The sequence below is a fragment of the Inhella proteolytica genome, from assembly GCF_016093275.1.
Taxonomy (GTDB): domain Bacteria; phylum Pseudomonadota; class Gammaproteobacteria; order Burkholderiales; family Burkholderiaceae_C; genus Inhella; species Inhella proteolytica.
In genome coordinates, this window is the sequence record NZ_JAEDAK010000007.1 from 146,749 (window position 1) to 162,456 (window position 15,708).

A 15,708-nucleotide genomic window follows, 5' to 3' on the forward strand; every position below is an offset into this window, starting at 1 on the left:
GGGGGCGCACCTTAACGGCAATCGCGCGCGCTCGCCCTGTGCCGCTTCCTTCGGCGCGGCGGCCGAATGCGGCACAGCCTTGCCGCGCTTCACGCGACCGTCACACCGGCTTCCAACACTGCGCGCGCCTTCCACCCCCAGGCCGCTCGCAGCGGCCGCGCACGCCCATGAATTCACCGCATTCGCGCCGCCGCTTCCTGGCCGCCGGCGCCGCCCTTGGCAGCAGCACGCTGGCGCAGACCCTTCAGCGCGCCCTGGCCGTGCCAGCCGCGCGCCGCAGCGGCACGCTGGCCGACATCGGCCACATCGTCTTCCTGATGCAGGAGAACCGCAGCTTCGACCACTACTTCGGCACCCTGGCCGGCGTGCGCGGCTTCAACGACCCGCGCGCCATCCGCCTGCCCTCGGCCAAACCCGTGTGGCACCAACCCCATGGGGCCGCCGAGGTGCTGCCCTACCACTTCGATGCGCGCGGCACGAACGCGCTGCGCATCGGCCTGAACCACAGTTGGAAGGGCAGCGAGGCCACCTGGAAGGACTGGGCCGCCTGGCCGGCGCAGAAGGGCCCACGCTGCATGGGCTTCTTCGACCGTCAGGACCTGCCCTTCTATTACGCGCTGGCCGATGCCTTCACCGTCTGCGACGCCTACCACTGCTCGGTCTTCGGCCCCACCGACCCGAACCGCCTCTACGCGCTGAGCGGCCACGCCGGCGGCGTGCTCACCGGCATCTCCGACAGCCGGCTCTACAACGTCCACAACGGCATCTACAACGCCGACATCGTCAACGACCACCCCAGCGCCCCCGGCATCGCCTGGAGCAGCTACGCCGAGCAGCTGCAAGCCCTGGGCGTGAGCTGGAAGGTCTACCAGGAGTGGGACAACTACGGCGACAACTACCTGCAGTACTTCCAGCGCTTCCGTGTGGACGCGCAGGGCCGCCGCCTGACACCCGATTCGCCCTACTACCGCCAGGGCCGCGCATTGGCCCCCGGCTCCACCGCGGCCAATGCGCCCGGCACCAGCGGCCAGTGGCTGATCGACGACTTCCGTGCCGACCTGCGCGCCGGCCGCCTGCCCGCCGTCAGCTGGATCTGCGCCCCCACCGAGTACTGCGAGCACCCCGCCGAGACCCCGAACGCCGGCGAGCACTTCACCGCCCGCCTGCTGGCTGCGCTGGCCGAGCACCCCGACACCTGGGCCCGCACCGTGCTCGTGCTCAGCTACGACGAGAACGACGGCTTCTTCGACCACCGCCCGCCGCCCATGGCACCGCGCGATGCAGCCCAAGGCCGCAGCAGCTACCCGAACAGCGGCGAGCTTGACCCGGGCCGCGAACCCATCGGCCTGGGCCCGCGCGTGCCGGCCCTGGTGCTTTCGCCCTGGAGCAAGGGCGGGCGCGTCAACTCCGAGCTGTTCGACCACACGTCGCAGATCCGCCTGCTCGAAGAGTGGCTCACGCAAGGCCTGGGCCTGCCGCGCGCGGCCGTGCAATGCCCGCACATCAGCCCCTGGCGCCGCGCGGTGTGTGGCGACCTGACCAGCACCCTGAACCTGAGCCAGCCCGACGCGCAATGGCCGCAGCAGCTGCCGCGCAGCGCCGTCTACTTCAAGGGCTGGGGCACGGCCGATGCGCTGCCGCCCGCCATCCAGACCCTGCCCAGCCAGGAACGCGCGGCCCGCCCGCGCCCGGCCTGCGCCTTGCCCTACCGCGTGGCGGTGGAGGGCGCCATCCAAGGCGATGCCCCGCAGTTCGCGCTCGACTTCGTCAACAGCGGCACGGCCGCCGCTGCCTTCATCGTCTACAGCGGCCTGCGCGGCGACGGCCCCTGGCACTACAGCGTCGCTCCCGGGCAGCGCATCGCCCAGGAAGTCTGGAACTGGACCGGCGGCGAGTACCACCTGGCCGTGCAAGGCCCGAACGGCTTTGCGCGCGAGTTCTGGGGCCGCCTGGGTGCGGGCATGCTGCGCGTGGAGGCAAGCCTCATTGAGCAGCCGCAGGCGCAAGGCGTGCAGCTGCTGCTGCGCAACGGCGGCGGCAGCACCCAGCGCCTGCAACTGCGCGACTTGGCCTACGGCGACCGCAGCGTGCAGACGATCGAGCTCGCCCCCGGCCAGCAGCGCCTGCTGGCGCGCAGCCTGCTGGCCAGCCAGGGCTGGTATGACCTCGGCCTGCGCCTGGAGGGCGACCCGCGCTGGTGGCGGCGCCTCAGCGGCCATCTGGAAGGTGCCGGCCTGGATCACAGCGACCCCGTCCTCAGCGGCCTGGCCCAGGCCGAACCCTCGCCCTGGCCCGCCCCCGCCAGCGGCCCCGCGCCGGTGCAGTTCGCCGCCTCCACGGCGCTGACGCGCGTGGGCGACAGCGTGCAGCTGAGCTGGCGCGAGCTGCCCGCCGGCCGCACGCATTGGCTGGGCGTCTACCGCAAGGGCCAGACCCCGGGCGTGCAGGGCGCGCTGAAGTGGAACTACGTTGCCGCCCCGGCCGGCAGCCAGGCCCTGAGCGGCCTGGGGGAGGGCGAGTACTTCATTGGCCTCTTTCTGAACGACGGCTACGCCCCCGCCGCCGCCTACCTGCCCCTGCGCGTGCTGCGCCGCGGCGACCTCAACGGCGACGCCCGCATTGACGCCACCGACCGCGAAGCCCAGCGCGCCGCCCTGGGCAGCTGCGCCGGCCAGCCGCGCTACCAGCCGCTCGCCGACTTCGACGGCGACGCTTGCATCACCCAGGCCGACTACCGCGCCTGGTACGAGATCTTTGCCAAGGAAGCCCAGCCATGTACCCCATCGCCCGCACGCTGCTGGCACCCTTGCTGGTGCTGCTGATCCAGTTGGCCACCCCCGCCACGGCCGCCCCCACGCTGCGCCTGCAAGGCCCTGAGTCGTTGTTACCTGGCCAGAATTTCTCGCTGCAGCTCCGGCTCGACCAGCCTTTTGACGGCCTGCCGCCCGGCGACGCGCTGCTGTTCTTTGGCCTGCAGCTGCAGCTCAACGGCCTGCACCTCCTCGGCTTCGAGCCCGCACCCGGCTGGAGCGACGACAGCCCCTGGCTGGGGCCTGATGTGATCGCTGCCTCGCGCTTTCCTGGTCTGGTCGATTTCGGTCAGTCGAGCGAGGTGTTGGGGTGGCTGCGCTTCGAGGTGCTGCAGCCGGGGGCCGTGGTGGTGGATCTGGCCGCTGCGGCGGGGGAGCTCAGCTTGGGCCTGGGGTATTGGCACGGTGGGAGCTTGGCGGCGGGGGCGCGGTGGGAAGGGGTGGCTGTTCCGGAACCCGGTGGGGTGGGGTTGCTGTGCTTCGCGCTCTTGGCTGCTTGGTTGGGGACGAGGCGTCGAGCGGGGTTGATGGCGCGCTGCGTGACAGCCCGTGGGGTCTTCAACCCCACACCCCGACCCGCATTTCTTTGTCTTGCCAAAGAAACGCGGGGCAAAGAATGGCGCTGAATGCACGCAGCCGGCCTCGGGCCGGCTGCGACTGCACGGCTGGCTCACATGGCTCCCACACCCCTCCTGGGACTGCGAAAACCTGCCCGCTAAGCTGGCCGGAGTACCGGCCGACTAGACCACCGCAAACCATCGCGGGCTCTCTGCGATGAATGAACCCCCAACGAGCGCCGAGCCGGCCATTGCGCTGGTTGGGGGTCTGTTCTTCGGAGCGCCGAGGGCGGAAAACCTCAGCGAGATTCAGAAGCTCCGTTCTTCATCCTGGCGAGCATGTCGATGAAGACAAGTTGTCGTTCTCCGTCGACATCTTTGCTCCTCGTTCCAATTGGGTAATCGACGAGATTCACGCGCCGGACCGTCCAACCTTCTCTGCGCGACGGGTCATCTCCGCTTGCGACCACCTCCATCGCCCCACGCCATATTCCAACCATTGCAAGATCAGGCAGGACGCTCTTGCAGCGAGTCTGGAAATCAGGGAATCGATCGAATCTGACGTTTCTGTATTCGTCGAGCAGAACAAAGTACTTCGTGCCGATCTTGAGGCCAGGTGCAAATCCAAACTCGATGAGCTGGCCTGCGGTTGCGTTCTTTGTGCCCTCGAGAACACGTCCCTTGTATCGCGCTCCACAAGTGTCAGCGCCTGCTGCGACGACTCGTCCGTCGAGGATCTCAACAACGCCGACGACGCTGGAGACGGCAAATAGCTCTCGTAACGAAATTGAAGTTTCGCGAGAGGCAACCGCGCTTGCCGCGATGACTAACGCCAGCAGCGCTCCCAGGATTCGATGGGTCATATGGCCAGATCTGCCGGAACTGTGGCTACACCTTACTCGACGAAAAGCCTAGCCGAGACCACTCGATCACGAGCGGTCCCTCCGTGCAAGAAAGCGGGCACCTGGCTTCATTCAAAAGGCTGCGGTCCCATGAAGCCTTCGCGGTCCCGCCCCTTCAGGCCAACACGCGGAACTCAATCCTTCGATTCCGCGCCTTCCCCGCCGCACTGCCGTTGTCCGCCACCGGCCGGTCCGGCCCCGCGCCGTCCGTGACGATGCTGGCCGCTGGGATGCCGCGCTCCACCAGGTAGCGCTTGACGGCCTCGGCGCGGGCCTTGGAGAGCGCCATATTGGCCTCGCGCGCGCCGTCGCTGTCGGTGTGGCCCACCACCTCGAAGCGGCGGCCGTCGAACTGCTTGAGCAGGGGCAGCAGCTGGTCCAGCACCTGGGTGCCGGTGGCGGTGAGCTGGTCGCGGGCGGGCTCGAACTCGACGATGCGGTTGGCGAGCGCGGCGTCCAGCTGGGCCTGGCCGGGGCTGTCCACGCGCAGGCCGGCGCGCAGCTGGTAGCTCGGGTTGGCCAGCTGGCCCTGCAGGCTGGCGGGGATGCTGGCCACCAGGGCCTGGCTGCCCACCTGGCCGTTCAGCTCCACCACCGAGCCGCGAACCTTGAGCTCGCCCTGGCTGACCTGCTTGAGCTCGGGCTGCATCAGCTTGACGACCTGCTGCGTCCAGTTCGGCGGGGCGGCGAGCTTGCCCACACCAAGCTGGTCGACCACGCGCTCGGGGCCGTAGAGCTCGCGGGCGCGGGCCAGGATGGCGGCGCGGCTGGCTTCGTCGGGCACCACGCCGCTGACGATGACGGGCTTCTGGGCCGGCGCGGGTGCAGGGGTTTGGGCGAAGGCGGGCGCGGCACTTAGCAGCAGGGCGGCGCTCAGCAGGCGAAGGGAAAGGTTCATGGCGTCACTCACCGAGGAAGGCCTCGCGGAAAGTCTGGGTAGCCTGGCGCAGCGACAGGCCCTGCTGCTGCAGGTAGCTGGCGAGCTTGCGCACGGCGTAGTCCTGCTCGGCCAGGGCATCGGCCCAGTCGGGGTCGAGCAGGTCCACGAAGGGGCCGCTGTCGGGCTCCGGCACCTGGCCCAGATGCGCGGCCAGCGCCGTGGCGCTGCCACCGGCGAAGCCCAGGGCCAGCCAGGGGGCGGCGTCCTGTGGCCAGAGCAGCAGCAGCTCGAAATTGGCACGGCGCAGGAAGCCGGACACCAGATCCAGCCACCAGCTGGCCATGAAGGGGGCGTAGAGCGGGTCGGCCGGCAGGGGCAGGCGCAGGCCGCGTTCCAGCCGGGCGCTGCCGCTGGCGGGCACGGGCTGCAGCAGCAGGCCCAGGCCCAGCACCACGCGCGCCAGGTCCACCTCCGGGTGGGCGCGCGCCAGCAGGGCCTGTGCGCTGCCGATGGTCTGCAGGTCAAGGAAGTCGGTCAGGGCGGCGTCGTAGGCGCTGGGCTGCAGGTTCAGGTCCACGCGCTGCTGTGCCGCCTCGCCCAGCAGGGTGGTGGCGTCCGCCGCGCCTTGGGCGCGGCGCGCCAGCTGCTCGGCCTGGCTCCACAGCCGGTTCAGGGCGAGCGGCGCGCGGCCGATGAAGTGGCCGGGTGCCTCGGCCTCGAAGCTGCTGGCCACCAGGAAGGGGAAGCGCCGGCCTGAACCATCTTGCGAAGGCCGGATGTGCCCGGCCACGACCTGGCGCTGCTGCGGCCCGAGCACGGCGAAGTGCAGGGGCGCGGCGCCGTCGTACAGGCCCTTCCAGTGCGCGTTCGGCACCAGCAGTTCGAGCGCACCGCTGAGCCAGCGGTCAAAGCTCTGCACCAGGGCGGGCTGCTGGGCGCTGCGCACGAAGTCGCCCCGGCTGGGCAGCTTGCCGAAGAAGAGCAGGGGCGCGCTGGCCTCGTTCAGCACCGCGCTCACAGCTTGGCTCCCGTGGCGGTGGCAGCGGCGGCCGTGGCGGTGGCGGCACTGCCCGTCGCACTGTCCACGCCCACCACCAGGGGCGGCAGCTTCAGGCCCTTGAGCCCGCTGCCGGCGCTGGCGGTCTGGGTGGCCTGGGCGGCGGCGCCGGGTGCGCGCACGATGCGCAGCTGGATGCTGACGCTGTGCTCGCCCTGGCTCCAGCTCATCTCGTTGATGTCGCCGGGCAGGCGGCGCGTCTTGGCCAGGCTGAACATGCGGTCCAGGCCATAAGCGCCCATGACGTTGACGAACTCGACCGTGCGGCCGTCCACCGTGATGCCGCTCAGGCGCACGCCGGGCTGGCCGGCGGGGTTGGGCCAGACGAAGTCCGTCCACTGCGCCGCGCCGTTGCGGTAGCGCAGCTGCTGGCCGTCGATGCTGAGCGTGTACTCCAGCAGGCCCGGCGCGCCCTGGGGCTGCACCTGGAAGGCGTACTGCGCACTGGCAGCGGCCGGCGCGGTGCTGGCGGTTGGCGCAGCGGCGGCGCCGTCGAGCGGCGCGATCCAGCGGCCGTAGCCCTCCAAGAAGGCCGGGCGCAGGCGCAGGCCGATGTCGGCCCAGGTGCGCGCCTCGATGCTGTCGCCGCGGCGCACCACCATGGTTCCCAGGGTGTCATTGCCGAACTTGGCGATCGCGCCCTCGGGGCCGAAGAGCTTGGCGATCTCGGCACTGCCGGCCTCGACGCGCGAGGCGGTGTCGAACGGGTACTTGCCAGCCAGGGTGCGCTGGAAGGGCCCGTAGACCTCGGCCTCCCAGCGGCGGTTCAGCTCGGTCTCGGCGGCGGGCACGGAGACGGCGTAGGCCTGCATCAGCGGGCGCACCAGCAGCGGGCGCAGGGTGCTGCGCTGGCTGGGGCTCAGGCCCAGCATCATCTGCTCGTCCACGAAGCGCAGGGCCTCGGCCAGCTCCGAGTTGCCGGCTTCCAGCGTGCCGCTCATCAGGTTGCGCGCACCGGGGCCGGGGTTGCCCTCGTTGGCGATGGTGTTGAAGCGGCTGCGCAGCTTGGCGAGCGCGGCGAAGTAGCCCTTGACCAGTGGCGGCCCGCTGTCCTTGGCCAGCATCAGGCGCGGCAGGGCGGCGAACTCGCGACCGATCGGGCCCATCGGCACTTCCTTGTTGCCGCCGCTGATGTTGACGTCCACCTCCACGCGCGAGGGCGCCATGCGCAGCACCGACTGCTTGAACCAGGCGATCACGCCGCCCTGGGTGCGCTTGAGCCGGTCGTTGAGGATGCTGGGGTTGTCCCAGCTGGTCTGGTCCAGCAGGGCTTCGAGCACCAGCTTGAGCGGCGAGTCGCTGGCGTCGCCCAGGCGGTTCAGGTGCTTGACGGCGTCGCCGAAGTCCTGGAACTCGGCCACCGTCACACCCTGCACGAAGCGCTGCCACTCCTTGACGTACTCGGTCTTGTAGAGCTCGGTGAGCGCGGCGCGGATCTGCTCGGGGCTGCCCTCGAGCGAGAGGTCGTCCTTGGCGGCGACGTTGAGCACCCAATCGACGCGCTGCAGCTCGGTGGTGGCGGCCTGCTTGATGGCGGGCTGCACATAGTCTTCCCAGGCCTGGCGCGTGAAGCTGCCCGGAATGGCATAGCTGCCGGCCACCGAGGGCAGGCTGCCCGCCTCGGTGGGGCGGCCGGCTTCGGTGAGGATGCGCGCCACCGTCATCGGCGCAAAGCGGGTGGCGGCGCGGGCCTTGATCTCGGCGTACACGCGGTCGCGCGCCGGCATGCCGCGCATCACCTTGCGCAGGTTCTCGCGCGTCTGGTCCACCAGGGCCAGATTGGTGTCCAGCACCGGGAAGGCCGGGTCCTGCAGATGGGCCAGGCTGAAGGCGAGCAGGCGTTCGGCGCTGCGCACCAGCTGGTCGCGCGGCAGGCTGCCGCGGTTCTCGTCCAGCCAGCCGCGCCAGAAGCGGGTGATCTGATCGGTCAGGTGGGCCGGCTCCATGCGGCTGCGCTCGGCCAGCATCAGGTAGGTCTTGAGGGCGTTGTAGGCCTCGCCCGCGTGCGTGGGCGAGGCATCGGTGTAGCGGCTCGGCGCACCGGGGGCGGATTCGCTGGCGGCCACGCCGGAGTCGGGCGTGCGCGTCAGCGGGCTCAAGTTGGCGGCCTGCTGGTTGACCTCGGTGAGGTAGCCCTCCACCGCCTGCGCCACCGGCTGCAGCATCAGCTGGCGGATGCCGGCGAAGTATTCGGCGCGCAGCTTGCGTTCGATGGCCTCGCCCTGGTAGAGGCCGAAGCCCAGGCCGAGCGGGCGGTCGTCGTGCAGGCGCTCCAACTCCTCGATGCGCTGCTGCAGCACCTCCAGCGCCTCCAGGCGCGCGCCCAGGTCCACGCGCTCGGCCTGCAGGGCTACGACCTTGCGCAGATCGGCCTCCACGCCATCCAGCAGCTGGCGGTTGCCCAACGCCGACCAGGCCCACATCCCCAGCAGCAACGCCAGCGCCGCCACGCCGGCCGCGAAGGCGGCGGTGCGCAGGCGCAGCTTGCCGCGGCTGGCGTACTGGCGCACCAGGTTGCGGTCCGCAAACACCACCTTGCTGAAGAGCTCGCGCAGGAAGTAGCCAGCCTCGGACAGCACCACCGCGCTCCCCTGCGCGCCGCGCGCCTGCAGGCCGAAGGCCTTGGCCACCTCGGCGCTGGCGGGCGACTGCGCGCTGCCTTCCTGCACCGAGCTGGTGAAGTAGAAGCCGCGGAACACCGGCTTGAACTGGAAGGGGTTGTCCTCGAACAGGGTGGCCACGAAGCTGCGCAGCGCGGGCTTCAGCGCCGCGAATTCGAGCGGGAAGCTCAGCACGCCGGTGGGCAGGGCCTGGCCGCGCTGCAGGCTCATGCGCGCCAGCGTCAGCTCGCGCAGGCCCTCTTGCAGTTCATCGAAGTGGCGCTCGAAGTGGCCCACCGCGTCCTCGCCGCTCTCGGCCTTGTAGGGCAGGGTGGCGCCCCAGATCTTGTCGCGCTCGGCGGCGTCGCGGTCGGCGAAGAACTCGACGAAACCGGCCACCAGATCGACCTTGGTGAACACCAGGTAGACCGGGGCGAACACCTCAAGCGATTCGGTCAGCTCCTGCACGCGCTGGCGCAGGCTCTTGGCGAGTTGGATGGCGGCGTCGGGCGTGCTGCCCGAGAGCTCGGCCACCGAGACGGCGATCAGGATGCCGTTGATGGGGGCCAGCGGCCGTGCGCGCTTGAGCAGGCGCAGGAAGCCCAGCCACTCGCTGCGGTCTTCCTCGTGCACCGAGTAGCGGCCGGCGGTGTCGAGCAGGATGCCCTCGCTGGTGAAGAACCAGTCGCAGTTGCGCGTGCCGCCGATGCCCTGCACCGCGCTGCCGGCCTGGTCGGCGAAGGGGAAGTTCAGGCCGCTCTTCAGCACCGCCGTGCTTTTGCCGGCCGCGGGGTTGCCGATGATCATGTACCAGGGCAGCTCGTACAGCGCGGCCTTGCCCACGCTCTGGCCGAGCTTGCTGGTCTTGATGGTCTTGACGGCAGCGTCCATGCGCCCGCGCAGGGCCTGCAGCGAGGCCTTGTCGCGTTCGCCGGCCGCTTTGGCAGCGGCCTCGGCCTCGGCGTCCAGCCCCTGCTCCAGGCGGCGCGCCGCGCGCACGGCGCGGGCCTTCTGCAGCGCCCACCACAGGCCATAGCCCAGCAGCACCGCCAGCAGGGCCAGCAACGCCCAGATCAGCCCCAGACGCAGCATGTCCGCGCCCAGGAAGAGGAAGGTGGCCAGCGCGATCAGACCCAGCACGCTGAGCGTGCGCAGGTCGAACAAGAAGCGGAAGAAGAGTTTCATGGCGGGGTGACTTCGTTCAGGCGGGTGCGCCGCGGCGCACCAGCAGGCCCAGGCGGGCCTGCAGATCGTTCAGGCCCAGGATCAGGCTGGGCCGGTGTTCCTCGTCGGCCGCGGCGCGCTGCGCGGCCAGGGCTACGGCGGCGACGCTGCCCACGCTGCCCAGGTGCCCGCAGGCGGCACCGAGCAGTTGCATGTCCTCGATCGGGTCGAGCGGCAGCTTGTGCGCCAGCACGGCGCCGAAGAGCTCGGTATTGCGCGGGCCGTGGCGGTCGGCGTCGCACACCAGGCTGCCCAGCGCTTCCGCGCCGCAGCGGCCCAGCGCCAGGGTCTGGGCCAGCACGGCCTCCAGCACCTGGTGGCCGACCTTGCCGGGGGCTTCGATGGATTTGTCGCGCTGCGCCAGCACCGGGCGGTGCAGATGGGGCAGGGGAGGCTCGTCGCCGAGGGCGGGCCAGTCCGCCGGGCCCAGCACCAGCACGGCCGCGCCCTCCCCGGGCATCAGACCCTTGGGCTGGCGCTCGGCATCGAACAGCCGGCCCTCGGCCTCCCAGCGCTCCACCAGGTCTTCAGCCAGATGGCTGTGTGCGGCCACCAGCACCAGCAGGTCGGGGCTGCGTTCGCGTTGCAGCAGGGTGAGCAGCCGGTCGGCGCCCTGCCAGATCGCCTGGGCCGGTTCGGCCGCGGCGGGCAGGGGCTCGATGCGCAAGCGCTCCAGGGACAGGCCGGTGGCCTCGGCCAGCTGCTGCTGCACCCATTGCGCCACGGCCTCGCTCTCGCGCGCCGTGCAGCCGGTCTGCAGCAGCAGGCGCAGGCTGGGGGCGGGCTCCTGCGTCCACGCGGCCAGGGCCTGATGGATGTCGTCGGCGCTGCGCTGCAGCGGCTCCAGCAACGCGGCCAGGGCGCGGCGCGTAGCCGTGCTGAGCTCGCGGTCGGCGTCCGGCCAGCTGGCTTCCAGCGCGCTCGGGTCAAGATCGGCCATGCGGGCGGCCAGGATGGGCAGGCCGCGCGCGCCGCGCAGTTCGCTGTCCACGCCCGGCGCGGCCTTGCCGCTTTGCAGTGCGTCCTGCACCTCGCTGGCGCTGCTGCCGGCGCTCAGGCGCAGCTGGGCGCTCAGCACCGGGTGGGCGCGCTCGCGCGCCTGTTCCTCGGCACTGCGGGTCGGTGGGGCGGCCGCTGCCGCGGCGGGTTCGGCCGCGGCGGCGGCCTTTTCGGCGGCCAGTCCGGGCAGCAGCACCGCCTGCCAGGCCCAACGCAGCAGCAGCAGGCCGGCAAACAGCATCAGCGGCAGCACCAGCAGGTAGAGCAGGGCCTCGCCGGTGCTGGGCTGGTGGCCCTGGGCGTCCCAGCGCCACAGCATCAAGAGGCTGCTGCCGCACAGCAGCAGCACCAGCAGGGCCAGGGCCTTGAGCAGCTTGCCGCCCATCAGTCCACGCTCGGGCTCTGGCGCATCAGCAGGGTGGCGCCGCAGGTGGTCTTGTCACCGTGCCGGGCGGCCGGCTTGCCGTCAATGATGCAGCTCGGGTCGCCGGTGGCGATGACCGCGCCGCCATGGCCGGGGATGGGGCAGGGCACGGCGTCGCCGATGCGCGAGATCGGGATGCCGTAGTGAAAGGTCGTGGGCGCACCCTCGACGACGGTGCCGCCGTGGTCGGTCCTGCAGCCGATGATGATGAATGGGCGCTTCTTCATGGTTTCTCCCTCTCAATGCGTGTGTGCGTGCCCGGCCTCGCGCCGCAGCACGCCGGGGCGGCGCAGCTCCACATGGCCGTAGTCCTTCAGGCTGCGCCAGCCACCGCCCCAGGTCAGGCCGACCGATTCGGCGGCTGCGCCGAGCATCTGGTAGCCCTGCATCGCGTAGGGCTCGCGCTCACTGATGACGATGCGGCCCTCGCGCAGGAAAGCCACGTCAGCGGCCAGGCCATGCTGGTGGTAGCTCTCGAAGGCGCCGGCCTGCGTGACCTGCGGCCCCAGGGCCTGCAGCGCGGCCTGGCGTTCGGGGCTGCGGTAGCCCTCGATCAGCACCGCCTCGTAGCCGTGGCGCTCCTTCAGGATCTGGAACACCACCAGCAGACGCTGGCGGAACTCGGCGTCCAGCAGTGCCCACTCGCGGTTCGCGCTGCGCACCAGGGGGCGCGCCTGCTCCAGCTCGCGCTGCAGGAAGAGCTCGGGTGGCAGGGTCGGGGGGGGCACCAGCTGCTCGCCCATCAGCAGCGCGGCGATGCGCTCATCTCGCGGCCGCTCCAGGCGGTGGTCGTAGGTGTCGGCCGGCAGCCGCAGGCGCAGCAGCCCGAGGGCGGCGGGCACCAGCAGCAGCACCAGCAACGCCAGTCCGATCGGCCAGGCGTGGCGGCGCACGAAGCCCAGCCAGTGCACTCCCCGGGCGCCGGCTTTGTGGCTCAATGACTGAGCCACTTGGGCTTGGCGCCACTGCCAGCTGCGCAGACGCGAGTGCCCGCGCGCGAGCCCGCGCCACGTGGCCGCACGAGCGCCCGGCACGAGCAGCAGCAGGGCCAGCGCGCACGCGGCCAGCAGATACAAAAACAAGCCAACAATTACACCCAGAAGCATGGGCAGAAACAGGTGAAAAACGGGCTGATGGTGGGCCGCTCGATGAGCGCTGAATGCGCTGCGTTTTCATAGGAGAAAACGCGGTTCTTCGAGCCCATTTCGGTGCTCAAAAACAAGCTGCGCGGCGATGCGATCAGTGTGCCGTCTCATGGCCTGCGCAGCACCCCTTGCCGAGGGGGGCAAAGCGGGCGTGAAACACGCGGCCAGGCCCTAGACTTTTTCACGTTCCTGCGCCCGCGCGCCGGGCCCGCCGGAACCCTTGGCGGGCCGGTGCTTGCCTGATCCGCACCTCATCAAGCCATGCCAAGCAATGCATCCGTGTTCCCCAAGTCGAGCTCGCGCCCGAGTCTGCTGGCCCGTGCCGGGCAGGGGGCGGATCCTGCTGATGCGGAACCCAGTGGCTTTGGCCTGAGCATCCTGAGCGCCGCGCGGGAGGACCAACGTCCGGAGACTGCCACGCGCGCTGGTCGGGCCGTTTTCCATGGGAGAAATCGGCGCGCCAACGGGCTCTGGTTGCTGGGCACCGGCCTCGTGGCCCTGGCCTTGATCGGCTTGTCGCAGTGGCGGCCGTCTGCGCCGTCCACGCCATCGGTTGCCCCGAATCCCAGCGTGTCAGCGTTGCCAGCGCCTGTGCCGGCGCGCACCGTTGTGGCTCAGTCGGTGAGTCAGTCCCAGCCGTCGGTGGCGCCACCGCCTGCGACGGCCAGCGCGGCGGTGGAGGTGGTGCCGGGCGAAGCGCTGCGCGCATTGCCCGTGGCTCGGCCGGCCGCGCCGGCCAAGCCGAGCAAGCCGGTGGCCAAGGATCCGGATGCCGAGTTGGTGGCGGCGGTCATGGCTCACAGCGACCTGGCGCGCCGCCCAGCCGCTCCCAAGCCCCTGAGCGATGTGCAGCGCTTCCAATTCGCCATGGAGCTACGGCGCTGCAAGGGTTTGCCGAACCAGACCACCCAGGACGCCTGCGTGGTGGCGGCCTGCGAGGCCAAGGCTTACTGGGGCCGTACGCGCAGCTGCCCTTTGCCGCCCGAACCCAGGCCGCAGCGCGCCGGTACGGGCGCGGCGGGTTCAGCGAACCAGGGTTGAGATTGCGGCGCCGCCCGAGGCCGGGCGTGCCGCCGCAGGGGTCTAGGGCCTGTTCACACTACGCGAAGCCACCGCGTTGCCATCCAGAAGAGGCGCCAACGAGGCGCGAAATGAAGCCGGGGTAGGCCTTGCAGGCCGCGCTGGGCCAGAGGCCCAGCTCTGTGTGAGGCAGTTCGGGCCCTCAGGGCCCAAACTGTCCACACACCGCCCCGGCGAGGCTTCGCAACGAAGTGGGCGCCTCTTTCTGGTGGCAACCCGAAGGGAATGATGCTGTCCGGCCGCCACGCGTCGTTGCAGCGCTCGCCCAGACGCGAGTCTGGGCGTCGCACTGCGCCTAGCCTGGCGGCCGGGCAGCCCCATTCGCGGGGCTGCCCGCGCAGTGTGAATAGGCCCTAGCTGGACGCCTCGATCTTCACGATCGCGATCGACAGGTTGTCGCCACTGCCTTGCGCGCGCTGGCGGGCCTTGTTGATCAGCAACTCGGCTGCTTCCCGCGGCGGCAGGCTGTGCATCACCGTGCCGAGCTCGCGGTTGTTGAAGTAGTGCCAGAGGCCGTCGCTGCAGCACATCAGCACGTCGCCGGCCTGCAGGTCGTGGATGGCGCTCTCGACCGGTTCCGGATCCTGCACCGTGCCGAGGCAGGCAGTGAGCAGATTGGACTGCGGGTGGCTGGCAGCGTCGGCCTCGGTCAGCGTGCCCTCATTGATGAGCTTCTGCACATAGGACTGGTCGAGCGTGCGGCGCATCAGCGTGGGGCCACGGAAGTGATAGATGCGCGAGTCGCCGGTGTGCAGCCAGAAGCACTGCTTGTCGGGTGTGACCATGAAGGCCGCCAGCGTGCTGTGCGGCTCTTCCTCGGCGGACAGCGCCGTCAGTTTGATCATCAGGTGCGCTTCCGAGCACAGCTGGCGCAGCAGCTCGGCCGGGTCTTCATCGCCGGGCGAATGACGCTCGAACAACTGCTGGGCGGTGAGCAACACCTGGTCAGCGGCCTTGCGGCCACCACTCTTGCCCCCCATGCCATCGGCCACGACGCCGAGCACGCAGCCCGGCACGCGCGGGTGCACGAGCACGGCCACCTGGTCTTGCTGGTAGAGGCGATCGCCCCGGTGCAGGCCGGTGGCTGCTACCAGACGGTGGCTGGGCTTGGGTGGCTTCGCGGCGCGTTGAATTGCCATGCCGCGATCCTAGAGGCCTTCGGGGGCGATCTGGCGTCTGGGCATGGATACGCGGGGCAGGGGTTTCAGGGGTGGCGCGCGGCGCTCACCAGAGACGCCACCAGGGCTTGTCCTGGCGGCCGCCATCGGCCAGGTACTTGCTCTGCGGGAAGTTCTTGCGCAGCACCCGCAGGGCGTCGTCGCGCAGTTGAGGCAACTGCAGGCGGTCGTAGCTCTGCGCCTGGATGGACAAGGCCTCTTCGACGGCCGGGGCGTATTGGTACTCTGTCACCGCCGTCTGGGCACGGCTGGCCGCGGCCACATAGGCGCCGCGCACGAAATAGTAGCGCGCCACATGCACTTCGTGCTGGGCCAGGGTGTTGGTGATGAAGTCGATGCGGGTGCGCGCGTCGGCCGCGTAGCGCGAGCTGGGGTACTTCTCGATCAGCTCGCGAAAGCTCTGCAGCGCGTCGCGTGAAGCCTGTTGGTCGCGCTCGGAGACGTCCTGGTTGGCAAGGCGCCCGAACAGGCCGAGATCCTCGTTGAAGTTGACCAGGCCCTTGAGGTAGAGCGCGTAATCGGCGCCAGCCGAGGAGGGGTGCAACTTCAGGAAGCGATCCAGCGTGGCCAGGGCCTGGGCCTTTTCGCCACTGCGATGCTGCGCCCAGGCCATTTCGAGCATGGCCTGCTGCGCCATCAGCGTGCCGGCGGCTCGCCCCTCAATGCGCTCAAGCAGCTTGATGGCACGCTCGTAGGCGCCTGTCGAAAGCTCGTCCTTGGCCTCTGCATACAATTTGTCCAGACTGGCCTGCGAGTTCGGATCGTCCTTCGGGGTGTTGCTGCAGGCAGCCAGCACAGCCAGCGCAAGCAGGCTGCCGATGCGACCGATGTGGTGCATCCAGGGGCCTTGCG

The 15,708-nt window shown here is 70.3% G+C and carries 12 protein-coding genes; 3 read left to right on the forward strand and 9 right to left on the reverse strand.

Annotation, left to right across the window (positions count from 1 at the left end; genetic code table 11):
- Nucleotides 1–167 precede the first annotated feature (167 nt).
- A complete protein-coding gene (locus tag I7X39_RS11925; protein WP_198111380.1) occupies nucleotides 168–2,822 on the forward strand; it encodes a phosphocholine-specific phospholipase C in 2,655 nt (884 codons plus the stop codon).
- Nucleotides 2,807–3,436 (forward strand): PEP-CTERM sorting domain-containing protein, encoded by a 630-nt coding sequence (locus I7X39_RS11930; RefSeq protein WP_198111381.1) that lies wholly within the window; start codon nucleotides 2,807–2,809, stop codon nucleotides 3,434–3,436. The genes I7X39_RS11925 and I7X39_RS11930 overlap by 16 nt, the downstream gene beginning before the upstream one ends.
- A gap of 230 nt (nucleotides 3,437–3,666) precedes the next feature.
- On the opposite strand, the gene I7X39_RS11935 is transcribed toward I7X39_RS11930, so the two are convergent.
- From I7X39_RS11935 to I7X39_RS11965, 7 genes are all read right to left on the reverse strand, one after another.
- The gene (locus tag I7X39_RS11935) at nucleotides 3,667–4,230 is read right to left on the reverse strand and encodes a hypothetical protein (protein ID WP_198111382.1); all 564 of its coding nucleotides are present in this window, start codon (nucleotides 4,228–4,230) and stop codon (nucleotides 3,667–3,669) included.
- Between the two features lie 154 nt (nucleotides 4,231–4,384).
- Nucleotides 4,385–5,167, reverse strand: coding sequence for an OmpA family protein (locus I7X39_RS11940; protein WP_198111383.1), 783 nt, complete (start codon nucleotides 5,165–5,167; stop codon nucleotides 4,385–4,387).
- Between the two features lie 4 nt (nucleotides 5,168–5,171).
- Entirely contained in the window at nucleotides 5,172–6,167 is a 996-nt protein-coding gene (gene tagF, locus I7X39_RS11945; RefSeq protein WP_198111384.1) for a type VI secretion system-associated protein TagF, read from the reverse strand.
- A complete protein-coding gene (gene tssM / locus I7X39_RS11950) occupies nucleotides 6,164–9,991 on the reverse strand; it encodes a type VI secretion system membrane subunit TssM (RefSeq protein WP_198111385.1) in 3,828 nt (1,275 codons plus the stop codon). Before tssM ends, tagF begins: the two co-directional genes overlap by 4 nt.
- Nucleotides 9,992–10,007: 16 nt before the next feature.
- Nucleotides 10,008–11,414: a hypothetical protein gene (locus I7X39_RS11955; RefSeq protein WP_198111386.1), complete on the reverse strand. Its 1,407-nt coding sequence runs from the start codon at nucleotides 11,412–11,414 to the stop codon at nucleotides 10,008–10,010.
- Entirely contained in the window at nucleotides 11,414–11,680 is a 267-nt protein-coding gene (locus I7X39_RS11960) for a PAAR domain-containing protein (RefSeq protein WP_198111387.1), read from the reverse strand. The genes I7X39_RS11955 and I7X39_RS11960 overlap by 1 nt, the downstream gene beginning before the upstream one ends.
- A 12-nt stretch (nucleotides 11,681–11,692) precedes the next feature.
- Nucleotides 11,693–12,535, reverse strand: coding sequence for a M15 family metallopeptidase (locus I7X39_RS11965; RefSeq protein WP_375140781.1), 843 nt, complete (start codon nucleotides 12,533–12,535; stop codon nucleotides 11,693–11,695).
- Nucleotides 12,536–13,219: 684 nt separating this feature from the next.
- On the opposite strand from I7X39_RS11965, the gene I7X39_RS11970 reads away from it, so the two are divergent.
- The gene (locus I7X39_RS11970) at nucleotides 13,220–13,639 is read left to right on the forward strand and encodes a hypothetical protein (RefSeq protein ID WP_198111389.1); all 420 of its coding nucleotides are present in this window, start codon (nucleotides 13,220–13,222) and stop codon (nucleotides 13,637–13,639) included.
- A 392-nt stretch (nucleotides 13,640–14,031) separates the two neighbouring features.
- On the opposite strand, the gene I7X39_RS11975 is transcribed toward I7X39_RS11970, so the two are convergent.
- Both I7X39_RS11975 and I7X39_RS11980 read right to left on the reverse strand, forming a co-directional pair.
- The gene (locus I7X39_RS11975) at nucleotides 14,032–14,817 is read right to left on the reverse strand and encodes a PP2C family protein-serine/threonine phosphatase (protein ID WP_198111390.1); all 786 of its coding nucleotides are present in this window, start codon (nucleotides 14,815–14,817) and stop codon (nucleotides 14,032–14,034) included.
- Nucleotides 14,818–14,902: 85 nt separating this feature from the next.
- Nucleotides 14,903–15,694 (reverse strand): outer membrane protein assembly factor BamD, encoded by a 792-nt coding sequence (locus I7X39_RS11980; protein ID WP_198111391.1) that lies wholly within the window; start codon nucleotides 15,692–15,694, stop codon nucleotides 14,903–14,905.
- Nucleotides 15,695–15,708: the final 14 nt, after the last annotated feature.